This window comes from Neobacillus sp. DHD-1R, from assembly GCF_057747995.1.
On sequence record NZ_CM173232.1, the window covers coordinates 5,268,434 to 5,291,590 of the forward strand.

General features: G+C 40.8%; 29 protein-coding genes. All 29 read right to left on the minus strand.

Annotated elements, in window-relative coordinates:
- Positions 1-58 precede the first annotated feature (58 nt).
- A complete protein-coding gene (secY, locus tag AC3ANL_RS25935; RefSeq protein ID WP_488327139.1) occupies positions 59-1,354 on the minus strand; it encodes a preprotein translocase subunit SecY in 1,296 nt (431 codons plus the stop codon).
- Entirely contained in the window at positions 1,354-1,794 is a 441-nt protein-coding gene (rplO, locus tag AC3ANL_RS25940) for a 50S ribosomal protein L15 (protein ID WP_488327140.1), read from the minus strand. Before rplO ends, secY begins: the two co-directional genes overlap by 1 nt.
- Positions 1,795-1,826: 32 nt before the next feature.
- Complete coding sequence (gene rpmD / locus AC3ANL_RS25945) at positions 1,827-2,009, minus strand: 50S ribosomal protein L30 (protein ID WP_488327141.1); 183 nt, start codon at positions 2,007-2,009, stop codon at positions 1,827-1,829.
- A gap of 1 nt (position 2,010) precedes the next feature.
- Positions 2,011-2,523 carry a 30S ribosomal protein S5 gene (rpsE, locus tag AC3ANL_RS25950; protein ID WP_488327142.1) on the minus strand — a complete coding sequence of 171 codons (513 nt, stop codon included), beginning with the start codon at positions 2,521-2,523 and terminating at the stop codon, positions 2,011-2,013.
- Positions 2,524-2,547: 24 nt separating this feature from the next.
- Positions 2,548-2,910, minus strand: coding sequence for a 50S ribosomal protein L18 (rplR, locus tag AC3ANL_RS25955; RefSeq protein ID WP_488327143.1), 363 nt, complete (start codon positions 2,908-2,910; stop codon positions 2,548-2,550).
- Between the two features lie 32 nt (positions 2,911-2,942).
- Complete coding sequence (rplF, locus tag AC3ANL_RS25960) at positions 2,943-3,479, minus strand: 50S ribosomal protein L6 (protein WP_488327144.1); 537 nt, start codon at positions 3,477-3,479, stop codon at positions 2,943-2,945.
- A 31-nt stretch (positions 3,480-3,510) separates the two neighbouring features.
- Positions 3,511-3,909, minus strand: coding sequence for a 30S ribosomal protein S8 (rpsH, locus tag AC3ANL_RS25965; protein WP_205181787.1), 399 nt, complete (start codon positions 3,907-3,909; stop codon positions 3,511-3,513).
- 29 nt (positions 3,910-3,938) lie between these two features.
- Positions 3,939-4,124, minus strand: a complete 186-nt coding sequence (rpsN, locus tag AC3ANL_RS25970; protein WP_488327145.1) for a 30S ribosomal protein S14 — start codon at positions 4,122-4,124, stop codon at positions 3,939-3,941.
- A 24-nt stretch (positions 4,125-4,148) separates the two neighbouring features.
- Complete coding sequence (rplE, locus tag AC3ANL_RS25975) at positions 4,149-4,688, minus strand: 50S ribosomal protein L5 (protein WP_488327146.1); 540 nt, start codon at positions 4,686-4,688, stop codon at positions 4,149-4,151.
- 28 nt (positions 4,689-4,716) lie between these two features.
- On the minus strand, positions 4,717-5,025 hold the full coding sequence (gene rplX, locus AC3ANL_RS25980; RefSeq protein WP_488327147.1) for a 50S ribosomal protein L24: 309 nt from the start codon (positions 5,023-5,025) through the stop codon (positions 4,717-4,719).
- A 36-nt stretch (positions 5,026-5,061) separates the two neighbouring features.
- Positions 5,062-5,430 carry a 50S ribosomal protein L14 gene (gene rplN / locus AC3ANL_RS25985; protein WP_488327148.1) on the minus strand — a complete coding sequence of 123 codons (369 nt, stop codon included), beginning with the start codon at positions 5,428-5,430 and terminating at the stop codon, positions 5,062-5,064.
- A 39-nt stretch (positions 5,431-5,469) separates the two neighbouring features.
- Entirely contained in the window at positions 5,470-5,733 is a 264-nt protein-coding gene (gene rpsQ, locus AC3ANL_RS25990; protein WP_023626421.1) for a 30S ribosomal protein S17, read from the minus strand.
- Between the two features lie 23 nt (positions 5,734-5,756).
- The gene (gene rpmC, locus AC3ANL_RS25995) at positions 5,757-5,957 is read right to left on the minus strand and encodes a 50S ribosomal protein L29 (RefSeq protein WP_007085282.1); all 201 of its coding nucleotides are present in this window, start codon (positions 5,955-5,957) and stop codon (positions 5,757-5,759) included.
- Positions 5,947-6,381: a 50S ribosomal protein L16 gene (gene rplP / locus AC3ANL_RS26000; RefSeq protein ID WP_488327149.1), complete on the minus strand. Its 435-nt coding sequence runs from the start codon at positions 6,379-6,381 to the stop codon at positions 5,947-5,949. Before rplP ends, rpmC begins: the two co-directional genes overlap by 11 nt.
- Before the next feature lie 2 nt (positions 6,382-6,383).
- Positions 6,384-7,040, minus strand: coding sequence for a 30S ribosomal protein S3 (rpsC, locus tag AC3ANL_RS26005; RefSeq protein ID WP_488327150.1), 657 nt, complete (start codon positions 7,038-7,040; stop codon positions 6,384-6,386).
- Positions 7,041-7,043: 3 nt separating this feature from the next.
- The gene (rplV, locus tag AC3ANL_RS26010) at positions 7,044-7,385 is read right to left on the minus strand and encodes a 50S ribosomal protein L22 (protein ID WP_488327151.1); all 342 of its coding nucleotides are present in this window, start codon (positions 7,383-7,385) and stop codon (positions 7,044-7,046) included.
- 17 nt (positions 7,386-7,402) lie between these two features.
- Positions 7,403-7,681 carry a 30S ribosomal protein S19 gene (gene rpsS / locus AC3ANL_RS26015; protein ID WP_026565526.1) on the minus strand — a complete coding sequence of 93 codons (279 nt, stop codon included), beginning with the start codon at positions 7,679-7,681 and terminating at the stop codon, positions 7,403-7,405.
- 60 nt (positions 7,682-7,741) lie between these two features.
- On the minus strand, positions 7,742-8,572 hold the full coding sequence (rplB, locus tag AC3ANL_RS26020; RefSeq protein WP_488327152.1) for a 50S ribosomal protein L2: 831 nt from the start codon (positions 8,570-8,572) through the stop codon (positions 7,742-7,744).
- Positions 8,573-8,601: 29 nt separating this feature from the next.
- Positions 8,602-8,886 (minus strand): 50S ribosomal protein L23, encoded by a 285-nt coding sequence (gene rplW / locus AC3ANL_RS26025; protein ID WP_488327153.1) that lies wholly within the window; start codon positions 8,884-8,886, stop codon positions 8,602-8,604.
- On the minus strand, positions 8,886-9,509 hold the full coding sequence (rplD, locus tag AC3ANL_RS26030; RefSeq protein ID WP_488327154.1) for a 50S ribosomal protein L4: 624 nt from the start codon (positions 9,507-9,509) through the stop codon (positions 8,886-8,888). Before rplD ends, rplW begins: the two co-directional genes overlap by 1 nt.
- 29 nt (positions 9,510-9,538) lie before the next feature.
- On the minus strand, positions 9,539-10,165 hold the full coding sequence (gene rplC / locus AC3ANL_RS26035) for a 50S ribosomal protein L3 (protein ID WP_488327155.1): 627 nt from the start codon (positions 10,163-10,165) through the stop codon (positions 9,539-9,541).
- Positions 10,166-10,204: 39 nt separating this feature from the next.
- Complete coding sequence (rpsJ, locus tag AC3ANL_RS26040; RefSeq protein ID WP_007085291.1) at positions 10,205-10,513, minus strand: 30S ribosomal protein S10; 309 nt, start codon at positions 10,511-10,513, stop codon at positions 10,205-10,207.
- A gap of 406 nt (positions 10,514-10,919) precedes the next feature.
- On the minus strand, positions 10,920-12,107 hold the full coding sequence (gene tuf / locus AC3ANL_RS26045; RefSeq protein WP_488327156.1) for an elongation factor Tu: 1,188 nt from the start codon (positions 12,105-12,107) through the stop codon (positions 10,920-10,922).
- A 126-nt stretch (positions 12,108-12,233) separates the two neighbouring features.
- Complete coding sequence (gene fusA / locus AC3ANL_RS26050) at positions 12,234-14,315, minus strand: elongation factor G (protein WP_488327157.1); 2,082 nt, start codon at positions 14,313-14,315, stop codon at positions 12,234-12,236.
- A 48-nt stretch (positions 14,316-14,363) separates the two neighbouring features.
- Positions 14,364-14,834 (minus strand): 30S ribosomal protein S7, encoded by a 471-nt coding sequence (gene rpsG / locus AC3ANL_RS26055; protein WP_040203232.1) that lies wholly within the window; start codon positions 14,832-14,834, stop codon positions 14,364-14,366.
- Between the two features lie 39 nt (positions 14,835-14,873).
- Positions 14,874-15,296 (minus strand): 30S ribosomal protein S12, encoded by a 423-nt coding sequence (gene rpsL, locus AC3ANL_RS26060; protein WP_488327158.1) that lies wholly within the window; start codon positions 15,294-15,296, stop codon positions 14,874-14,876.
- 104 nt (positions 15,297-15,400) lie between these two features.
- Positions 15,401-15,649, minus strand: coding sequence for a 50S ribosomal protein L7ae-like protein (locus tag AC3ANL_RS26065; protein ID WP_488327159.1), 249 nt, complete (start codon positions 15,647-15,649; stop codon positions 15,401-15,403).
- A gap of 167 nt (positions 15,650-15,816) precedes the next feature.
- Entirely contained in the window at positions 15,817-19,416 is a 3,600-nt protein-coding gene (gene rpoC, locus AC3ANL_RS26070) for a DNA-directed RNA polymerase subunit beta' (protein WP_488327160.1), read from the minus strand.
- Positions 19,417-19,507: 91 nt separating this feature from the next.
- Entirely contained in the window at positions 19,508-23,068 is a 3,561-nt protein-coding gene (rpoB, locus tag AC3ANL_RS26075; protein ID WP_488327161.1) for a DNA-directed RNA polymerase subunit beta, read from the minus strand.
- Positions 23,069-23,157: the final 89 nt, after the last annotated feature.

The following is a 23,157-nucleotide window of genomic DNA, read 5'->3' on the forward strand; positions in this document are numbered from 1 at the left end:
ACGTGTTCCCCCCTCGTGCTATAAATGGGTTTCAGGGGCCAATAGGTCCCTAAAACCTTTATTTTATAAAGCCTTTATAATGACGTTTAACCAATTGAGCTTCAAGCTGTTTGTACGTATCAAGCGCAACGCCGACAACGATCAAAAGACTTGTTCCGCCAATTTGAGCCGATTGCGGTAAGTTTGCTATTTTAATAAAAATAGTAGGAAGTACGGCAATTACGGTTAAGAAAAGTGCACCCACAAAAGTTAAACGGTATAACACTCGAGTTAAGTATTCCTGCGTACTCTTTCCTGGACGAATACCAGGGATATAGCCGCTTTGCTTTTGTAAGTTTTCCGCTGCTTGTTCAGGGTTAACTTGGATAAAAGCATAGAAATAAGTGAACGCGATAATTAATGCCGCATATAACGTCATCCCAATTGGATGAGTATAATCTAGATTCTTGGTAATCCAAAGCGTTACATCATTGGTTGGAAAAAAGGATGCAATCGTTCTTGGCGTTACAATGAAAGAAACCGCAAAGATAACAGGAATAACCCCAGCTGCGTTAACTTTTAACGGCATGTGAGTTGACTGTCCACCTACTGGATTTCGTCCTGCAACCATACGTTTTGCATACTGAATAGGAATTTTACGATTAGCTTGTTGAATAAAAATAACACCGACAACTATAGCGATCACCGCAAGTACTATTAAAACAACAGTTACGATACGTAAAAATAATGCTTCTCCTGCATTTTCAAACTGCTGAACATAGATTTGATTGACTGTTGAAGGAATACCAGCAGCAATACCTGCAAAGATGATAATGGAAATACCATTACCTACACCCTTTTCAGTAATTTGCTCACCTAACCACATCAAAAATGCTGTACCAGCCGTTAACACTAGAGCGATCAATAAATACGTACCAATTCCGGGATTTTCAATCAATTGTCCGCTGGCTAAGTTATTAAAACCATAGGACATACCTAATGCTTGGATAAATCCAAGCACAACAGTAAAATAACGGGTGATTTGAGCAATCTTACGACGACCTGATTCACCTTGCTTGGACCATTCCGTAAATTTAGGAACAACATCCATTTGTAAAAGCTGAATGATGATTGAAGCAGTGATATACGGCATGATACCCATTGCAAAGATGGAGAATTGTTTTAATGCTCCACCTCCAAAGGTATTTAAGATACCGAAAACACTTAGCTTATCTTGGCTAGCAAGCACTTCAGCATTGACATTCGGTACAGGAATAAATGTACCTAGTCGAAATACAACTAACATCAGAAGGGTGAAAATGATCTTTTTTCTTATCTCACCCACGCGCATAAAATTGGAGATTGTCTGGAACATTAGATCACCTCAGTAGTTCCACCAGCAGCTTCGATCGCTTCCTTAGCAGCAGAGGAGAATTTGTGAGCTTTAACAGTCAACTTTTTCTCAACGTTCCCTTTAGCAAGAATTTTGATTCCTGCTTTCTCGTTACTTACAACACCTGATTCGATAAGAAGTTCTGGAGTAACTTCTGTACCTTCTTCAAAGCGATTTAAAGCATCTAGATTCACAATAGCATACTCTTTACGGCTGATGTTGGTAAAACCACGTTTTGGTAAACGACGGAATAAAGGTGTTTGACCACCCTCAAATCCAAGACGGACACCGCCACCAGAACGAGCATTTTGTCCTTTATGTCCTTTACCTGCTGTTTTACCTTGTCCTGAACCGATACCACGACCTAAACGTTTTCGTGCATGACGAGAACCTTCGGCAGGCTTTAATTCATGAAGTTTCATATTGGCACCTCCTTATTAAAGAAAAAAATCAATTATTGTTCTTTAACTGTTACAAGGTGAGCAACTTTATTAATCATACCGCGAATAGCAGCGTTATCTTGATGCTCAACTGTTTGGTTTAATTTCCGTAATCCTAATGCTTTAACTGTTTCGCGTTGGTCGCCAGGGCGACCAATAACGCTACGAGTGAGGGTAACTAATAGTTTATTCGCCATTTTATTTCCCCCCGTATCCTAACAGTTCTTCTACTGATTTACCACGTAATTTAGCTACGTCTTCAGCACGTTTTAATTGTGTTATACCATCAATTGTAGCGCGGACCATGTTAATTGGAGTGTTTGTTCCTAATGACTTAGAAAGGATATCAGCTACCCCGCCTAACTCAAGTACGGCACGAACTGGACCACCAGCAATAACTCCAGTACCTTCAGAAGCAGGTTTTAGAAGAATTTCGCCAGCACCAAAACGTCCAATTACTTGGTGAGGAATTGTTGTTCCAACCATTGCTACTTCGACTAAGTTTTTCTTTGCATCTTCGATGGCTTTGCGGATGGCATCTGGTACTTCTTGAGCTTTACCAGTACCGAAACCAACATGGCCGTTTTTATCGCCAACTACTACAAGAGCAGTGAAGCGGAAACGACGTCCACCTTTAACAACTTTCGCAACACGGTTAACCGTGACTACGCGTTCTTCTAGTTCAAGTTTGTTTGGATCAATACGACGCATCTTTTTGTGTCCCTCCTTTGTCTATTAAAATTGTAAGCCGTTTTCACGGGCTGCATCAGCTAATGCTTGCACACGTCCGTGGTATAGGTATCCTCCACGGTCAAAGACAATAGAAGTGATACCTTTTTCTACAGCACGCTTAGCAACTAATTCTCCGACCTTTTGGGCAGCTTCAACGTTACTTGTAGATTCAAGACCGAAATCTTTTTCTATAGAAGAAGCACTTGCTAAAGTGACTCCATTCATGTCATCGATTAATTGAGCATAAATGTGTTTGTTAGAACGGAACACATTTAGACGTGGACGAGCAGAAGTACCGCTAAGTTTCGCACGAACACGAGCATGTCTTTTCTTGCGAGTAGCGTTTTTATCTTGCTTCGTAATCATTTACGTCACTCCTTTCGTTTACTTATGCGGCATTACTTACCAGTTTTACCCTCTTTACGACGGACAAATTCGCCTTCGTAACGGATTCCTTTGCCTTTATAAGGCTCAGGAGGACGTACTCCGCGAATATTGGCAGCTAATGCACCAACACGTTCTTTATCAGTACCTTTAATAATAATCTTAGTATTAGCAGGTACTTCGATTTCAAGGCCAGCTTCAGGTTCAATTTCAACTGGGTGTGAGTAACCAACGTTTAATACAAGCTTGTTACCTTGCTTTTGGGCACGGTATCCAACCCCGATTAACTCTAAGCCTCTAGTAAAGCCAGTAGAAACACCTTCAACCATGTTTGCGATCACGGCGCGAGTTGTACCGTGCAATGCGCGGTGTTCTTTCACGTCGGATGGACGAGTAACTGTTACAAGGTTTTCTTCAACCTTAATAGTGATCTCAGGATTAAAAGAACGAGTAAGTTCGCCTTTAGGTCCTTTAACAGTAACAGTGTTATTGTTTAAAGTAACTGTAACTCCTGCTGGAATTTCAATTGGTTTTTTTCCTACGCGTGACATTTAGTGCACCTCCATTCATTCAAAAACTCGATTACCAAACGTAAGCTAGTACTTCGCCGCCGATTTGTTTTGCACGAGCTTCTTTATCTGTAATAACACCAGTAGATGTTGAAACTAATGCGATACCAAGACCGTTAAGAACGCGTGGTACCTCATTTGATTTAGCGTAAACTCGAAGTCCAGGCTTGCTTATGCGCTTAAGACCAGTAATAACACGTTCGTTATTTGCACCGTATTTTAAGAAGATACGGATGATACCTTGTTTGTTGTCTTCGATAAATTCGACGTCACGTACGAAACCTTCGCGCTTTAAAATTTCAGCAATTTCTTTCTTTAAATTAGAAGCAGGCACTTCTAACTTTTCGTGACGCACCATGTTCGCATTACGAATGCGAGTAAGCATATCAGCAATTGGATCTGTCATGACCATTATTTTTACCTCCTTCCCAGACTTGGGTTTTACCAGCTAGCTTTTTTAATACCAGGAATTTGTCCTTTGTATGCTAATTCACGGAAACAAATACGGCAAAGCTTAAATTTACGGTATACAGAGTGTGGACGTCCGCAACGTTCGCAACGTGTGTACTCTTGTACTTTGAATTTAGGCGTGCGTTGTTGTTTCGCAATCATTGACTTTTTAGCCACGTTTTCGCCTCCCTTATTTAACGATTACTTTTGGAATGGCATTCCAAATTGAGTTAAAAGTTCACGAGATTCTTCATCAGTGTTTGCAGTCGTTACGATAACGATATCCATACCACGAACTTTGCTTACTTTATCGTAATCAATTTCAGGGAAGATTAATTGTTCTTTAATACCCAAAGTATAGTTACCGCGACCATCGAATGCTTTTTTAGAAACACCACGGAAGTCACGTACACGAGGTAAAGAAACGGAAACTAATTTATCCAAGAATTCGTACATGCGTTCACCGCGAAGAGTAACTTTTGCACCGATTGGCATACCTTCACGAAGACGGAAGCCAGCGATAGACTTTTTCGCACGAGTGACAACAGGCTTTTGACCTGTAATCGTTGCAAGCTCTTCAACAGCATTGTCAAGTGCTTTTGCATTTGCAACAGCATCACCAACACCCATGTTAATAACGATTTTATCAAGTTGAGGAACTTGCATTACTGATTTATAGTTGAACTTGCTCATTAGAGCAGGTGTAACTTCTTTAACATATTTTTCTTTTAGGCGGTTCATGTAATAGTACCTCCCTTCTTAATTTGAACTATTTATCTAGAACTTCACCGGATTTTGCTACACGTACTTTTTTGCCATCAACCGTTGTGGAACCTACACGAGTTGGGTTACCTGATTTAGGATCGATAGGCATTACATTTGATACATGAATTGGAGCCTCAAAGCTGATAATCCCACCTTGTGGGTTCACTTGTGAAGGTTTTGAGTGTTTTTTAGCAATGTTTACACCTTCAACTAGTACTCGGCTCTCTTTCGGATATGCTGCTAGGATTACTCCTGTTTTGCCTTTATCCTTGCCAGAAATGACTCTGACCTTGTCACCTTTTTTCACATGCATCAGTAAGCACCTCCTTAAAGGCAATTGATTTTAAAATTATAATACTTCTGGAGCTAATGATACGATTTTCATAAAGTTGTTGTCGCGTAGTTCGCGGGCAACTGGTCCGAAGATACGAGTTCCACGCGGGCTCTTATCATCTTTAATAATGACACATGCGTTTTCATCAAAACGAATGTATGATCCATCTTGACGACGAGCACCGCTCTTTGTACGAACAATAACAGCCTTAACGACGTCACCTTTTTTAACAACGCCACCAGGTGTTGCTTGTTTTACTGTACAAACGATCACATCACCAATACCAGCAGTTTTGCGACCAGAACCACCAAGAACTTTAATCGTAAGTACTTCACGAGCACCAGAGTTGTCAGCAACTTTTAAACGTGATTCTTGTTGAATCATGTGTGTAACCTCCCTTCGGAATGAAGCTTATCCGAACAATTAAATAATAACTGCTTTTTCTACAACTTCGACTAAACGGAAGCGTTTAGTAGCTGAAAGTGGGCGAGTTTCCATGATGCGTACTACATCGCCGATTTTAGCTTCGTTTTGCTCATCATGAGCTTTAAACTTTTTAGAGTATTTCACGCGTTTACCGTAAAGTGGATGCTTTTTGTAAGTTTCGACTAAAACTGTAACAGTTTTATCCATTTTATCCGAAACAACGCGTCCAGTGTAAACTTTGCGCTGGTTACGTTCACTCATTGTGTGAACCTCCTCTCGGGTAATTACTTGTTAACGCTGATTTCTCTTTCACGAACAACTGTCTTCATGCGAGCAATTGCTTTGCGTACTTCACGAATACGAGCTGTGTTTTCAAGTTGTCCTGTCGCCAATTGAAAGCGAAGGTTGAAAAGCTCTTCTTTTAAAGATTTAACTTTTTGTTCAATTTCAGCAGTGGTAAGGTCACGTAGTTCATTAGCTTTCACTTGATTCACCACCAATTTCTTCTCGTTTTACAAACTTACATTTAATAGGAAGTTTGTGCATTGCAAGTCGAAGTGCTTCACGTGCAACTTCTTCAGAAACACCAGCGATTTCAAACATGATTCTTCCAGGCTTAACAACAGCTACCCAGCCTTCAGGTGCCCCTTTACCGGAACCCATCCGTACTTCTAATGGTTTAGCAGTGTAAGGCTTATGTGGGAATATTTTAATCCATACTTTACCGCCACGTTTCATGTAACGTGTCATCGCAATACGAGCAGCTTCAATTTGGCGGTTAGTGATCCAAGAAGCTTCAGTTGCTTGTAGGCCGAATTCACCGAAAGTTACTTCAGTACCGCCTTTTGCGTTTCCACGCATATTACCACGATGTTGACGGCGATATTTTACGCGTTTTGGCAATAACATGATTATTTGCCTCCTTCCGCATTTTTCTTCTTAGTAGGAAGGACTTCTCCCTTATAGATCCATACTTTAACGCCTAGCTTACCATAAGTAGTATCTGCTTCAGCAGTAGCATAGTCGATATCTGCACGAAGTGTATGAAGAGGTACAGTTCCTTCGCTATAATGTTCAGCACGAGCGATATCTGCACCGCCAAGACGACCAGATACTTGTGTTTTGATACCTTTCGCACCAGCGCGCATTGCACGTTGAATAGCTTGCTTTTGTGCACGACGGAAAGATACACGGTTTTCTAATTGACGAGCAATATTTTCAGCAACTAGTTTCGCATCAAGATCAGCTCTCTTGATTTCAAGAATGTTGATATGAACGCGTTTGCCAGTAAGTTGATTTAATGCTTTACGAAGTGCTTCAACTTCAGTACCGCCCTTACCGATAACCATACCAGGTTTAGCTGTATGAATAGTAACATTCACACGGTTAGCAGCACGTTCGATTTCTACTTTAGAAACAGAAGCATCTTTTAAACGCTTCGTGATATACTCACGAACTTTAAGGTCTTCGTGTAAAAGAGTAGCAAAGTCTTTGCCTGCGTACCATTTAGATTCCCAATCACGGATGATTCCGATACGCAAACCGACTGGATTTACTTTTTGACCCACAGCTTATCCCTCCTTCTTTTCTGTTAAAACGATTGTAATGTGGCTAGTGCGTTTGTTGATTTGGCTTGCACGGCCCATAGCACGAGGACGGAAACGTTTTAAAGTTGGTCCCTCGTCAACAAATGCTTGTGCAACAACTAGATTGTTAACGTCCATTTCATAGTTGTGCTCAGCGTTTGCTACAGCAGATTTTAATACTTTTTCCACGATTGGAGAAGCAGCCTTAGGAGTGAGATTTAAAATCGCCACCGCTTCACCAACTTGCTTACCTCGGATTAAATCAACGACTAAACGTGCTTTACGAGGAGCAATACGAACTGTTCTTGCAACAGCTTTAGCTTGCATTTGGATGCCCTCCTCTCTTAACGTCTTGTTTTCTTGTCATCATTACCATGGCCTTTGTAAGCACGAGTTGGAGCGAATTCTCCAAGCTTGTGTCCTACCATGTCTTCAGTAACATAAACAGGCACATGTTTGCGACCATCATAAACTGCGATAGTGTGGCCGATAAATTGTGGGAAAATCGTAGAACGGCGAGACCAAGTTTTAATAACTTGTTTACTTTCCGTTTCATTTAACTTTTCGACCTTAACCATTAAATGATCATCAACAAATGGTCCTTTTTTCAAGCTGCGACCCATGAAGGAACCTCCCTTCGTGACTGTTCTACGGTTCTTTCTCTGAACCGTAGCTTAGTCCCGTTATTTTTTACGACGACGTACGATAAACTTATCAGACTTGTTTTTCTTTTTACGAGTTTTGTAACCAAGAGTTGGTTTACCCCATGGAGACATTGGAGATTTACGTCCGATTGGTGAACGTCCTTCACCACCACCGTGTGGGTGATCATTAGGGTTCATTACAGATCCACGAACTGTTGGGCGTTTGCCTAACCAACGTGAACGACCTGCTTTACCAATGTTAATAAGTTCGTGTTGTTCGTTACCTACTTGACCGATAGTTGCACGGCACTCAGCAAGGATCATACGAGTTTCACCAGAATTTAAACGTACAAGTACGTATTTACCTTCTTTACCAAGTACTTGTGCGCTTGTTCCAGCAGAACGAACTAACTGGCCGCCTTTACCTGGTTTTAATTCGATGTTGTGTACTACAGTACCAACCGGAATGTTAGCTAGTGGAAGGGCATTACCTACCTTGATGTCAGCCTCTGGGCCAGACATTACTTCCATACCAACTTCTAGGTTTTTAGGAGCTAAGATATAACGCTTTTCTCCATCAACATAATTAATTAATGCAATATTTGCCGAACGGTTTGGATCGTATTCGATAGTGGCAACGCGTCCTGGAATGCCATCTTTATTGCGTTTGAAATCAATAATACGATATTGACGCTTATGGCCGCCACCTTGATGACGAACAGTTAACTTACCTTGGTTATTACGGCCGCCTTTGCTCTTTAATGGAGCTAATAGAGATTTTTCTGGAGTGCTAGTTGTGATTTCAGCAAAATCAGAAACTGTCATTCCGCGACGACCATTGGAGGTAGGTTTGTACTTTTTAATCGCCATTTTATTTCCCTCCTCTTCTTGTTAGATTCTTATGCTTCAAAGATTTCAATCTCTTTGCTGTCAGCAGTTAATTTGACAATTGCTTTACGGCGTTTGTTAGTATAACCGCCAAATTTACCCATACGCTTGAATTTACCTTTATAGTTCATGATGTTTACTTTTTCAACATCTACGCCAAAGATTTCTTCAACAGCATCTTTAACTTGAGTTTTATTAGCTCTCACATTAACTTCAAAAGTATATTTCTTTTCAGCCATTAAGTCAGTAGAACGCTCAGTAATAACGGGGCGCTTAATGATATCGCGTGCTTCCATTATGCAAGCACCTCCTCTACTTTTTCAACCGCTGCTTTAGTCATGATTAATTTCTCATGATTTACAACGTCCAAAACGTTGATTCCATCAGCAGTTACAACTGTTACACCAGGGATGTTACGTGCAGATAATGCCACGTTTTCATCTAGATCAGCAGTAACAATAAGTGCTTTTTTCTCTACAGAAAGACCACCTAATACTGTTTTGAAATCCTTTGTTTTTGGTGCTTCGAAAGCTAAGCTTTCAAGTACTAAGATATTCTCTTCTAACACTTTAGATGAAAGTGCAGATTTAATCGCTAAGCGACGTACTTTTTTCGGTAATTTGTAGCTATAGCTGCGTGGTGTTGGACCGAATACAGTACCACCTCCGCGCCATTGTGGTGAACGGATTGACCCTTGACGTGCACGGCCAGTTCCTTTTTGACGCCATGGCTTACGACCACCGCCTGCTACTTCAGAACGAATTTTTGTTTTATGAGTTCCTTGACGTAGTGAAGCTCTTTGCATAATAATTGCTTCAAATAATACGTGTTGGTTAGGCTCAATCCCAAAAACTGCTTCATTAAGTTCGATGTCACCAACTTGTGAACCGTTTTGGTTTAATAATGCTACTTTAGGCATTCCTGTGTTCCTCCTTTCTTACAAAGTAATTATGCTTTAACCGCACCTTTGATTTTTAGTAATGCTTTTTTAGCTCCTGGTACGTTACCTTTGATTAAAAGAATGTTACGTTCTGTATCAACTTTTACGATTTCAAGGTTTTGAACTGTAACTTGATTTCCACCCATGCGTCCAGGTAATGCTTTACCTTTAAATACGCGGTTTGGAGCAACAGGTCCCATTGAACCAGGACGACGATGATAACGTGAACCGTGAGCCATTGGGCCGCGTGATTGTCCGTGGCGTTTGATAACACCTTGGAAACCTTTACCCTTTGAGATTCCTGTTACATCTACGATATCGCCGGCAGCGAAAATATCAACTTTGACTTCTTGACCAACTTCATATGCTGCTAAGTCGTCTCCGCGGAATTCGCGAATGAAGCGCTTAGGAGCAGTATTTGCTTTTGCCACATGTCCCTTTTCAGGTTTGTTAGCTAGCTTTTCACGTTTGTCTTCAAATCCAACTTGAACAGAAACATATCCGTCACTATCAACTGATTTCTTTTGAAGAACAACGTTTGGAGCTATCTCAACAACAGTTACGGGAATTAAGTTGCCGTTTTCTGCAAATACTTGAGTCATACCAATCTTTCTTCCTAAGATTCCTTTGGTCATGTAAGTCACACCTCCTAAATTTATGAATGTTTATTTTGATTAAAGTTTAATTTCAATATCAACGCCTGATGGTAAATCTAAACGCATTAACGCATCAACTGTTTGTGGAGTTGGGTTAACGATGTCGATTAGACGCTTATGTGTCCGCATTTCAAATTGCTCACGAGAATCTTTGTACTTATGAACCGCACGAAGAATCGTGTAAACAGACTTTTCAGTTGGTAATGGAATCGGACCAGAAACGGCCGCACCTGAACGTTTTGCTGTTTCAACAATCTTTTCAGCAGATTGATCAAGAATCCTGTGATCATATGCTTTTAAACGGATACGAATTTTTTGTTTTGCCATTATTTTCCCTCCTTTATTCGCCTATTTTATAAATAGACATACTCAGTGAAAATTTCCCACACACTCGCCATGGCAAAGCGGCCGGGTGTGTCAGCAACCTTTCACTTCATCGCAGTCAAAGACCAACATTGTCTATTATACATAAAACATAATGCAAACGCAACAGTTATCACGATTTTTTTTATGTTTCTGTTTCGAACACTTTTACTATTATAGCGGCAGTTCATTTCAATTTCAACTATTATTATGAATCTCCAATAATATCCTAATAATTTAAGCAGGAGAAGTGAATATTTCGAATATATATTATATAGAAGAAACATTTTTACTTATGTTTTTAATGCAATTAAAAAAAGCAGATGGATCGTCACCCATCTGCCTTCTTTATATTTAGTAACTGTTTAAATTACTCAGTGATAGTTGTGATTGAACCTGAACCAACTGTACGTCCGCCTTCACGAATAGAGAACTTAGTTCCTTCTTCGATAGCGATTGGAGCGATAAGTTCAACAACCATTTCGATATGGTCGCCAGGCATAACCATCTCAGTACCTTCTGGAAGGTGAACAACACCAGTGATATCAGAAGTACGGAAATAGAATTGTGGACGATAGTTTGAGAAGAATGGAGTATGACGTCCACCTTCTTCTTTAGATAAAACGTAAACTTGTGCTTTGAACTTTGTGTGTGGAGTAATGGACTTTGGTTTAGCCAATACTTGACCACGTTCGATTTCTTCACGTGCTACACCACGAAGAAGGGCACCGATGTTGTCACCAGCTTCAGCAAAATCAAGAAGCTTACGGAACATTTCTACACCTGTTACAGTAGTAGATTTTGGTTCTTCAGTGAAACCAACGATTTCAACTACGTCACCAACTTTAACTACACCACGCTCAACACGTCCTGTAGCAACAGTTCCACGACCAGTGATTGAGAATACATCCTCAACTGGCATCATGAAAGGTTTGTCAGTGTCACGAGTTGGTGTTGGAATCCATTCGTCAACAGCAGCCATAAGTTCGTTGATTTTTTCTTCCCAAACAGCTTCGCCTTCTAATGCTTTAAGAGCAGAACCTTTGATAACTGGAGTGTCATCACCAGGGAAGTCGTATTCTGTTAATAGATCACGAATTTCCATTTCTACTAATTCAAGAAGTTCTTCGTCATCAACCATGTCACATTTGTTCATGAATACAACAAGGTAAGGAACACCTACTTGACGAGATAATAGGATGTGTTCGCGAGTTTGTGGCATTGGACCATCAGTTGCAGAAACAACTAGGATACCGCCGTCCATTTGTGCAGCACCAGTGATCATGTTTTTAACATAGTCAGCGTGTCCTGGGCAGTCAACGTGTGCATAGTGACGTGCATCAGTTTCATACTCAACGTGTGCAGTAGAGATTGTAATACCACGTTCTTTTTCTTCTGGTGCACCATCGATTTGATCGTATGCACGTGCTTCAGCTTTACCAGTTTTAGCAAGAACAGAAGTGATTGCTGCTGTTAATGTAGTTTTACCATGGTCAACGTGTCCGATAGTACCAATGTTAACGTGTGGCTTTGAACGGTCGAATTTAGCTTTTGCCATTTGGAAAATCCTCCTTTGGATTATAAAAGTTTAAGTATATTTTTTAGAAACTGTAACTATGGCAAGCATATTCACAGTTTCTAAACTTACATAAGTAGTTATACTTTAAAGAAAGGTGAAAATCAATTATTCACCTTTATTTTTTTTGATAATTTCTTCAGAAATTGATTTTGGTACTTCTTCATAGTGATCAAAGTGCATAGAGAATACTCCACGGCCTTGTGTACTTGAACGAAGTGCTGTTGCATAACCAAACATTTCAGAAAGTGGAACCATTGAGCGAACAACTTGAGCGTTACCGCGTGCTTCCATACCTTCAACACGGCCACGACGAGCAGTAATTTGTCCCATGATATCACCAAGATATTCTTCAGGGATAACAACTTCAACCCTCATGACAGGTTCAAGGATACATGGTTGACATTTTGATGCAGCATTTTTAAGTGCCATTGATGCGGCAATTTTAAACGCCATTTCAGAGGAGTCAACATCATGGTATGATCCATCGAACAATCTTGCTTTAATATCCACTAATGGATAGCCAGCAAGAACACCGCGTTTTAGGGCATCTTCAAGACCTGCTTGTACTGCTGGAATGTATTCACGAGGAACAACACCGCCGACAATACCATTTTCAAATTCAAAGCCTTTACCAGCTTCATTTGGTGAGAATTCAATCCAAACATGTCCGTATTGACCGCGTCCACCAGATTGACGAGCAAACTTACCTTCAACTTGTGCAGAGCCTTTGAAAGTTTCACGATAGGCAACTTGTGGAGCACCTACGTTGGCTTCAACCTTGAATTCACGACGCATACGATCAACAATAATATCAAGGTGAAGTTCACCCATACCAGCGATAATTACTTGACCTGTTTCTTGATCAGTATGCGCACGGAATGTTGGATCTTCTTCTTGAAGTTTTTGTAATGCAGTCGTCATTTTATCTTGGTCAGCTTTTGATTTTGGTTCAACTGAAAGTTCAATAACTGGTTCAGGGAATTGCATTGATTCAAGGATAACTAGATCCTTCTCATCGCAAAGTGTATCCCCAGTAGTTGTATCTTTCAAACCTACAGCAGCTGCAATATCACCGGCAAAAACCTTAGAGATTTCTTTACGGCTGTTTGCATGCATTTGTAGAATACGTCCGATACGCTCACGCTTGCCTTTTGTAGAGTTTTGAACATATGATCCAGACTCTAAAGTACCTGAGTAAACGCGGAAGAACGTTAATTTACCAACATAAGGGTCAGTCATAACTTTAAAAGCAAGTGCTGAGAATGGTTCATCATCATTTGAATGACGTTCGATAACCTCTTCTTCATCATCAATTGCATGTCCTTTAATAGAAGGTACATCTAATGGTGATGGAAGATAATCGATAACCGCATCCAGCATTAACTGAACACCTTTGTTTTTGAATGCTGATCCACAGATTACAGGATAGAATTCAACATTAACAGTACCTTTACGAATAGCAGCTTTTAGCTCTTCTTTAGTGATTTCTTCACCACTAAGGTATTTTTCCATTAATTCTTCATCAAGTTCTGCAACTGCTTCAACTAATTTTTCACGATATTCTTCAGCTTGGGCACGGAATTCTTCAGGAATTTCGCGGACTTCGATATCAGTACCTAAGTCATTGCCGTAGAATACTGCGTTCATTTCCACAAGGTCAATGATCGCTTCGAATTGATCTTCAGCACCGATTGGTAACTGAATTGGGTGTGCATTCGCTTGCAAGCGGTCATGAATAGTTCCTACAGAATATAGGAAATCTGCTCCAATTTTATCCATCTTGTTTACGAATACTACACGTGGTACACCGTAAGTTGTTGCTTGGCGCCAAACTGTTTCAGTTTGAGGCTCAACACCAGACTGTGCATCAAGTACTGCTACTGCACCATCAAGTACACGAAGGGAACGTTCAACTTCAACTGTGAAGTCTACGTGTCCTGGGGTGTCAATGATGTTTACGCGATGACCTTTCCACGAAGCAGTTGTTGCTGCTGATGTGATGGTGATTCCGCGTTCTTGTTCCTGCTCCATCCAGTCCATCTGAGAAGCACCTTCATGTGTTTCACCGATCTTATGAATACGACCAGTGTAATAAAGGACACGCTCAGTGGTAGTCGTTTTACCGGCATCGATGTGAGCCATGATGCCGATATTACGAGTATTTTCTAAGGAGAACTCTCTTGCCATTGGGTCTTTCTCCTTCCTAGTATGAAAGTTTTTATATTGAAGGTTAAATTACCAACGATAGTGAGCAAACGCTTTGTTTGCTTCTGCCATTTTGTGTGTATCTTCACGTTTCTTAACAGATGCACCAGTATTGTTAGCTGCATCCATGATTTCGTTAGCTAAACGCTCTTCCATGGTTTTTTCACCGCGAAGACGAGCATAGTTTACTAACCAACGAAGACCTAAAGTTGATCTACGATCAGGGCGCACCTCAACTGGAACTTGGTAGTTTGCACCACCGACACGACGAGCTCTTACTTCAAGAACTGGCATGATGTTTTTCATTGCTGCGTCAAAAATCTCCATCGGTTCTTTACCAGAACGTTCACGAATGGTGTCAAACGCTGAATAAAGGATTTCTTGAGATTTACCTCTTTTACCGTCTACCATCATTTTGTTGATTAGACGAGTAACTAATTTAGAATTGTAAAGCGGATCTGGTAAAACGTCACGCTTTGCAACAGGACCTTTACGTGGCATGAATTTTCCTCCTTTCAAAGAAGCTTCTATTTATTGTGCTTATTTCTTAGCTGCTTTTGGTCTCTTAGTACCATATTTTGAGCGACCTTGCATACGGTTGTTTACACCAGCAGTATCAAGAGCTCCACGTACGATGTGATAACGTACCCCCGGTAAGTCTTTTACACGTCCTCCGCGAATAAGAACAACACTGTGCTCTTGAAGGTTGTGTCCGATACCAGGAATGTATGCAGTCACCTCAATACCATTTGTCAAACGTACACGAGCATATTTACGTAACGCTGAGTTTGGTTTCTTTGGTGTCATAGTACCAACACGTGTACATACACCGCGTTTTTGTGGTGAAGATACATTTGTTTGTGATTTCTTAAAGCTGTTGTAACCTTTATTAAGTGCTGGAGATTTTGACTTCTCTTCCGCTGATTGACGTGGTTTGCGCACTAATTGATTAATAGTTGGCATGATTTGTTTCCTCCCTTCATTCTTTGTAAGTCCACACATCCAGGTGGTTCATTTTTTTGCAAAAACAAAGTTTTTGCAGACTACTCTATCTACAAAAACAGTTTTTAACGTAAAATAGCTACAGCTGCTGCACCAACTTCAATCCCACATGCTTTACCGAGTTTTTTCATCGAGTCTACATATAGAACCGGTACATTCATCAAGTGAGCTTCGCTAACGACCTTTGCTGTGATCCTTGGATCAGCATCGTTTGCAACTACTAACTCTTGAACTTGCCCTTCATTGAGTGCTTTCACTGTTTGTTTTGTGCCTATAACAATTTTTTGTGCTTTCAATACTTTTTCATAAGACATAAATCATATCCTCCAAAGTATTAGTTGAATAGGAGCACCTTTGATATATTATCATCTTACCAATTAGATGTCAACAAATGTTTTGTTTTTTTATTCAACAAAGCTATTGGAAATTAATTCCTTAAAATACGGCACCTACCTTCAAGGCAAGTACCGTACAATAAGTTTTAGTCAATTGCAACTGTTTCTTCGGATGTGGTATCGCGAAGAATTGGTTCTGCTTTACGGTAACGCTGCATTCCTGTACCAGCAGGGACAAGTTTACCGATAATAACATTTTCTTTTAAGCCAAGCAGCTCATCACGTTTGCCCTTGATTGCTGCATCTGTAAGAACTCTTGTGGTTTCTTGGAATGATGCGGCAGACAAGAATGAATCTGTTTCAAGAGATGCTTTTGTAATACCAAGTAATACCGGACGACCTGTTGCTGGTAATTTACCTGCAAGCAATGCCTTTTCGTTCGCATCAGTAAATTGATGAATATCAAGGAGTGTACCTGGAAGCACATCCGTTTCACCTGCATCGCTGACACGAATCTTGCGAAGCATTTGTCGAACCATTACTTCAACGTGCTTATCGCCAATTTCAACCCCTTGCATACGGTAAACTTTTTGTACTTCTCGCAATAGGTATTCTTGGACAGATGTAACGTCTTTTACTTTAATTAATTCTTTTGGATCAATTGAACCCTCGGTTAATTCTTGACCACGTTCAACATGGTCATTAACCGCTACTTTTAGGCGTGCAGTATACGGCGCATTATAAGTACGAGTTTCAACTTCGCCTTGAACGACGATTTCATGCTGGCGATCGCGGCCTTCATTAATTCCAACCACGACACCCTCAATTTCGGTAATATGTGCTTGACCTTTAGGATTACGTGCCTCAAAAATTTCTTGAATACGCGGTAAACCTTGGGTAATATCGTCTCCCGCAACACCGCCTGTATGGAAGGTACGCATGGTTAACTGTGTTCCTGGTTCACCGATGGATTGAGCAGCAATAATACCAACTGCTTCGCCCACTTCGACTTCTTGCCCAGTTGCCAAGTTACGGCCATAACATTTCTTACATACACCATGACGAGTATTACATGTAAACGCAGAACGGATTTTTACCTCTTCAATACCTGCTCCAACAATAACTTCTGCTAAATCTTCTGTTATTAAGCCGTTTTCAGGTACAAGGACTTCTTTTGTTACAGGGTGCTTAATCGCATTTCGAGCATAACGGCCGACTAAACGTTCGTCTAATCCTTCGATGATTTCTGTACCGTCTTTTAAGGCACTGATTAAGAAGCCGCGGTCAGTACCGCAATCGTCCTCACGAACAATGACATCTTGGGCAACGTCAACTAAACGACGTGTTAAGTAACCAGAGTCAGCCGTTTTAAGAGCCGTATCGGCAAGACCTTTACGTGCACCATGAGTTGAGATAAAGTACTCTAATACAGTTAATCCTTCACGGAAACTTGATTTAATCGGTAATTCAATGATACGTCCTGCCGGGTTGGCCATCAGACCACGCATACCAGCAAGCTGTGTAAAGTTAGAGGCGTTACCACGGGCACCGGAATCACTCATCATAAAGATTGGATTCGTTTTATTCAAGGACTTCATTAGTTTTCCTTGAATGGTATCTTTCGCAGCACTCCAAATAGCAATAACACGGTCGTAACGCTCATCTTCAGTAATAAGACCACGTCTGAATTGCTTCATAACGTTATCTACTTTTTCTTGAGCCTCATGGAGAATTTGCTGTTTCTCAGGAAGTACGACGATATCAGCAACTCCAACCGTTATACCTGCCTTTGTTGAATGTTTAAAACCTAAATCCTTCATGCGGTCCAGCATTTTTGACGTTTCCGTAATTTTGAAACGTTTGAATACTTCTGCAATGATATTCCCAAGGATTTTCTTTTTAAACGGATCAATCAATGACATATCTTTAATTTTCGCTTTTACGTCTTCACCTTTTTCAATAAAATAATTCGCAGGTGTTTCGACTTCTAAATTTTGTCTTGTTGGTTCATTGATATATGGGAATGATTTAGGAAGAATCTCGTTAAAAATAAGTTTACCAACTGTTGTGATTAATAACTTATTATTTTGTTCGTCCGTAAATGTTTCGTTACCCAATGATCCAGCATGAACCGCAACACGTGTATGATAATGAACAAAACCGTTCTGATAAGCAAGGATAGCTTCGCTAGTATCTTTAAAGACCATCCCTTCACCAATTGCACCTTCACGTTCCAGGGTCAAGTAATAGTTTCCTAATACCATGTCCTGAGAAGGAGTAACAACCGGTTTACCATCTTTAGGGTTCAAAATATTTTGTGCCGCAAGCATCAATAGACGAGCTTCTGCTTGTGCTTCAGCTGAAAGCGGTACGTGAACAGCCATTTGGTCACCATCAAAGTCAGCATTGTATGCAGTACATACAAGTGGGTGAAGACGAATTGCCCGTCCTTCAACAAGTGTTGGTTCAAATGCCTGAATTCCTAATCTATGCAATGTAGGGGCACGGTTAAGAAGAACAGGATGCTCTCTGATTACATCTTCTAACACATCCCAAACATCAGGAGAAATTCTTTCGATTTTTCGTTTAGCCGATTTAATGTTGTGTGCTAACCCTTTTTCTACAAGTTCCTTCATAACAAATGGCTTGAATAACTCCAAGGCCATTTCTTTTGGAAGACCACACTGATACATTTTTAAGTTTGGACCTACAACGATAACGGAACGGCCAGAATAGTCAACACGTTTACCAAGTAAGTTTTGACGGAAACGACCTTGTTTTCCTTTTAACATATGAGAAAGTGATTTTAACGGGCGGTTACCAGGACCAGTAACAGGGCGTCCACGACGTCCGTTATCAATTAATGCATCTACTGCTTCTTGAAGCATCCGTTTTTCGTTTTGAACGATAATACTAGGTGCACCAAGATCTAATAAACGCTTTAAGCGATTGTTACGGTTAATAACACGACGGTAAAGATCATTTAAATCTGAAGTTGCAAATCTTCCTCCATCCAATTGAACCATTGGACGAAGTTCCGGAGGAATAACTGGAAGCACATCTAGAATCATCCAATCAGGCTCATTACCAGAATTACGGAATGCTTCTAACACTTCAAGACGCTTAATTGCACGAGTACGTCGTTGTCCTTGTGCCGTTTTCAATTCTTCTTTTAGGATGTCAACTTCTTTGTTTAAATCGATATCCGATAGAAGCTTTTTAATTGCTTCAGCTCCCATAGCAGCCTGAAATTTATTGCCGTACTTCTCACGATAAGCACGGTATTCCTTTTCAGATAAAAGCTGCTTCTTATCAAGAGCTGTATCGCCTGATTCTGTTACAACATAGGATGCAAAGTAAATAATTTCTTCCAAAGCACGAGGAGACATATCTAAGACAAGACCCATTCGGCTTGGTATTCCTTTAAAGTACCAAATATGTGAAACAGGTGCAGCTAATTCGATATGCCCCATACGTTCACGGCGAACTTTTGCACGGGTGACTTCAACGCCACAACGGTCACAAACTACGCCTTTATAACGGACACGTTTGTACTTTCCACAATGACATTCCCAATCCTTAGTAGGACCAAAAATACGTTCGCAGAATAAGCCGTCTTTTTCAGGCTTTAAGGTACGATAGTTAATGGTTTCTGGCTTTTTCACTTCTCCGAATGACCATGAACGGATTTTATCCGGTGAAGCAAGACCAATTTTCATATACTCAAAATTATTAACGTCTAGCAAGGGGCCTACCTCCCTTTCGATCTCCAGGTTTTACCCTTATTGCCCAAAATAGCAACAGCGCACGGCCCAGCGTGCGCTGCAGCTTAAGAAATTACTCTTTTGAACCAACCTTTTCTGATTCAAAGCTTTGTGCATCAGGAACAATATTTAATGTATCGACTTGTTGTAAGTCGTCCTCATCTTCCATATCGCGCATTTCAATTTCTTCTTCATCACCTGAAAGAATTTTTACATCCAATCCAAGACTTTGAAGTTCTTTAATTAATACTTTGAATGACTCAGGAACACCTGGTTCCGGAACATTTTCACCCTTAACAATCGCTTCATATGTTTTCACACGACCAACAACGTCATCTGATTTAACAGTAAGAATTTCTTGAAGTGTGTATGCTGCACCGTATGCTTCAAGTGCCCAAACCTCCATCTCACCAAAACGCTGACCGCCAAACTGAGCTTTACCGCCGAGTGGCTGCTGCGTAACAAGTGAATAAGGTCCTGTCGAACGAGCATGGAGTTTATCATCAACCATGTGTGCAAGTTTAATCATATACATGATACCAACAGATACACGGTTATCAAATGGTTCTCCAGAACGGCCATCATATAGAACTGTTTTAGCGTCACGATCCATACCTGCTTCCAGAATCGTTCCCCAAACATCTTCTTCACGCGCTCCATCAAATACAGGAGTAGCAACATGAATACCAAGGTATCTTGCAGCCATACCTAAGTGAAGCTCAAGCACCTGCCCGATATTCATACGTGATGGCACCCCTAATGGGTTTAACATGATGTCTACTGGTGTACCGTCTGGTAAATAAGGCATATCTTCTTCCGGTAAAATCCGTGAGATAACCCCTTTGTTACCGTGACGTCCAGCCATCTTATCCCCTTGGTGAATCTTACGTTTCTGAACGATATAGACACGAACAAGTTGATTTACTCCTGGTGGTAGTTCGTCGCCATCTTCACGATTGAAGACTTTAACATCATGAACAATACCGCCGCCGCCATGTGGAACTCTTAACGAAGTATCACGAACTTCACGCGCTTTTTCACCAAAGATAGCATGTAACAGTCGTTCTTCAGCTGTTAATTCCGTAACACCTTTTGGCGTTACTTTACCAACAAGGAGATCACCATCTTTTACTTCAGCACCAGTGCGAATAATACCGCGCTCATCCAAATTACGAAGAGCATCTTCCCCAACGTTTGGAATGTCACGGGTAATTTCTTCAGGCCCTAGTTTTGTATCACGAGATTCTGATTCGTATTCCTCAATATGAATGGATGTGTAAACATCATCTTTTACAAGACGCTCACTCATAATGATGGCATCCTCATAGTTATAACCATCCCATGTCATAAAGGCTACAAGAACGTTGCGTCCAAGTGCTAACTCACCTAATTCCATAGAAGGACCATCAGCAAGAATTTCGCCTTTCTTCACACGATCACCTACCGCAACGATAGGTCGTTGGTTATAACAAGTACCTTGGTTAGAACGAATAAACTTTAATAGTTTATATTTTTTTAGGTCGCCTTTTACTTCTTGACCATCTACTTCTTTAGTATGACGAACCCAAACCTCACGAGCTTCAACATGTTCAACAATTCCATCCTGCTTACAAATAACGGCTGCACCAGAGTCTTTTCCTGATACATATTCCATACCTGTACCTACCCGAGGAGCTTCTGGCTGCATGAGCGGCACTGCTTGACGCTGCATGTTTGCACCCATCAAAGCACGGTTGGAGTCATCGTTTTCAAGGAACGGAATACATGCTGTTGCTGCAGACACTACCTGTTTAGGCGATACATCCATATAATCAATGCGTTCGCGCTTAACAACTGTGTTTTCACCACGGAAACGAGCAACAACTTCATCATCGAGGAAGGTACCATCGTCACCTAGACGAGAATTCGCTTGAGCAACTACATAGTTATCTTCTTCATCTGCTGTTAAGTAGTCGATTCGGCTAGTAACTTTTCCTGTATCTGGGTCAACCCGACGATACGGTGTTTCAATAAAGCCGAAACGGTTTACTTTTGCATATGATGAAAGCGAGTTAATCAGACCAATGTTTGGACCCTCTGGCGTTTCAATTGGACACATCCGGCCATAGTGAGAATAGTGAACGTCACGGACTTCCATCCCTGCACGTTCCCGAGTTAAACCACCAGGTCCTAATGCTGATAGACGACGCTTGTGAGTTAATTCAGCAAGCGGGTTGGTTTGGTCCATGAACTGAGATAATTGAGAGCTTCCAAAGAACTCTTTAATAGACGCAATAACCGGACGAATATTAATCAATTGCTGTGGTGTAATCGTTGCTGTATCTTGAATAGACATTCTTTCACGAACCACACGCTCCATACGGGATAACCCAATACGGAATTGGTTTTGAAGCAGCTCACCAACAGAACGAAGACGTCTGTTACCTAAATGGTCAATATCATCTGTATCGCCTACTCCATGTAATAAATTGAAGAAGTAACTGATCGATGCAATGATATCAGCCGGAGTGATATTTTTAATTGGTTCTGCCACATAGGCATTACCCAATACATTAATAACCTTTTCGTTTTCATCCCCAGGAGCATAAATTTTAATGCCTTGAAGAGTGATTTCCTCATCTACTACCCCGCCATAAGGGTTAAAGCCTTTGAAATTAATATTCTTTTCAAGAGCAGGAATAATTCTATCAAGGTTTCTCCTATCTAGAACAGTTCCCTTTTCTGCAATAATTTCACCAGTTTCTGGATCGGCAAGCGATTCGGCTAAACGCTGATTGAATAAGCGGTTTTTAATATGAAGCTTTTTATTAATCTTATAACGGCCTACATTCGCTAGGTCATAGCGTTTAGGGTCAAAGAAACGAGACACTAATAGGCTTTTTGCATTATCAACCGTAGGTGGTTCACCTGGACGAAGACGCTCATAAATTTCTAAAAGGGCCTTATCGACACCTTCCGTGTTGTCTTTTTCCAGTGTGTTACGGATGTACTCGTTATCTCCAATCAATTCAAGGATTTCTTGATCAGAGCCGAAGCCAAGTGCACGCAAAAGAACCGTAACGGGCAGTTTCCGAGTACGATCTATTCTCACATATACGACATCTTTGGCGTCTGTTTCATACTCCAGCCAAGCGCCGCGGTTCGGAATTACAGTCGCTGTAAATCCTTTCTTTCCATTTTTATCAAGTTTTCCACTGAAGTAAACACTCGGTGAACGCACTAATTGTGAAACAATAACGCGCTCTGCCCCATTTATAACAAACGTACCCGTTTCTGTCATAAGTGGGAAATCACCCATAAAGACATCTTGGTCTTTTACTTCACCTGTTTCTTTGTTTACAAGACGTACTTTTACACGTAATGGAGCAGAATATGTAACGTCCCGTTCTTTTGATTCTTCAACCGAATACTTTGGATCGCCAAGGCTGTAATCAATAAATTCCAGTGATAGGTTACCAGTAAAGTCTTCAATTGGTGAAATATCCTGAAACATTTCACGCAATCCCTCATCCAGAAACCATTGATATGAAGAGGTTTGGATTTCAATAAGATTTGGTAATTCTAAAACTTCACTGATTCGTGCGTAACTTCTTCGTTGGCGGTGTCGTCCATACTGAACTAGTTGACCTGTCAACTGATTCACCCCTCAAATCAAGCGTTTTTTAATAAATCTATTAAGGACTAATAGGAGAACTAAAAGCTCAACCTAGTAGACAAAAAGAA

Coding starts and splice junctions, on each gene's coding strand:
- rpsL (WP_488327158.1), bottom strand. CDS start 15,296: ATGCCAACTATTAATCAATTAGTGCGCAAACCACGTCAATCAGCGGAA.
- rpsS (WP_026565526.1), bottom strand. CDS start 7,681: ATGGGTCGCAGCTTGAAAAAAGGACCATTTGTTGATGATCATTTAATG.
- AC3ANL_RS26065 (WP_488327159.1), bottom strand. CDS start 15,649: ATGTCTTATGAAAAAGTATTGAAAGCACAAAAAATTGTTATAGGCACA.
- rpsJ (WP_007085291.1), bottom strand. CDS start 10,513: ATGGCAAAACAAAAAATTCGTATCCGTTTAAAAGCATATGATCACAGG.
- rplD (WP_488327154.1), bottom strand. CDS start 9,509: ATGCCTAAAGTAGCATTATTAAACCAAAACGGTTCACAAGTTGGTGAC.
- rplR (WP_488327143.1), bottom strand. CDS start 2,910: ATGATTACGAAGCAAGATAAAAACGCTACTCGCAAGAAAAGACATGCT.
- rplF (WP_488327144.1), bottom strand. CDS start 3,479: ATGTCACGCGTAGGAAAAAAACCAATTGAAATTCCAGCAGGAGTTACA.
- rplB (WP_488327152.1), bottom strand. CDS start 8,572: ATGGCGATTAAAAAGTACAAACCTACCTCCAATGGTCGTCGCGGAATG.
- rplE (WP_488327146.1), bottom strand. CDS start 4,688: ATGAACCGCCTAAAAGAAAAATATGTTAAAGAAGTTACACCTGCTCTA.
- rpsH (WP_205181787.1), bottom strand. CDS start 3,909: ATGGTCATGACAGATCCAATTGCTGATATGCTTACTCGCATTCGTAAT.
- fusA (WP_488327157.1), bottom strand. CDS start 14,315: ATGGCAAGAGAGTTCTCCTTAGAAAATACTCGTAATATCGGCATCATG.
- rplX (WP_488327147.1), bottom strand. CDS start 5,025: ATGCATGTGAAAAAAGGTGACAAGGTCAGAGTCATTTCTGGCAAGGAT.
- rplP (WP_488327149.1), bottom strand. CDS start 6,381: ATGTTATTGCCAAAACGCGTAAAATATCGCCGTCAACATCGTGGTAAT.
- rplC (WP_488327155.1), bottom strand. CDS start 10,165: ATGACCAAAGGAATCTTAGGAAGAAAGATTGGTATGACTCAAGTATTT.
- rpsE (WP_488327142.1), bottom strand. CDS start 2,523: ATGCGTCGTATTGATCCAAACAAACTTGAACTAGAAGAACGCGTAGTC.
- rplN (WP_488327148.1), bottom strand. CDS start 5,430: ATGATTCAACAAGAATCACGTTTAAAAGTTGCTGACAACTCTGGTGCT.
- rpsQ (WP_023626421.1), bottom strand. CDS start 5,733: ATGAGTGAACGTAACCAGCGCAAAGTTTACACTGGACGCGTTGTTTCG.
- rplO (WP_488327140.1), bottom strand. CDS start 1,794: ATGAAACTTCATGAATTAAAGCCTGCCGAAGGTTCTCGTCATGCACGA.
- rplV (WP_488327151.1), bottom strand. CDS start 7,385: ATGCAAGCTAAAGCTGTTGCAAGAACAGTTCGTATTGCTCCTCGTAAA.
- secY (WP_488327139.1), bottom strand. CDS start 1,354: ATGTTCCAGACAATCTCCAATTTTATGCGCGTGGGTGAGATAAGAAAA.
- rpmD (WP_488327141.1), bottom strand. CDS start 2,009: ATGGCGAATAAACTATTAGTTACCCTCACTCGTAGCGTTATTGGTCGC.
- rplW (WP_488327153.1), bottom strand. CDS start 8,886: ATGGAAGCACGCGATATCATTAAGCGCCCCGTTATTACTGAGCGTTCT.
- tuf (WP_488327156.1), bottom strand. CDS start 12,107: ATGGCAAAAGCTAAATTCGACCGTTCAAAGCCACACGTTAACATTGGT.
- rpsG (WP_040203232.1), bottom strand. CDS start 14,834: ATGCCACGTAAAGGTCCTGTTGCAAAGCGTGACGTTTTACCAGATCCG.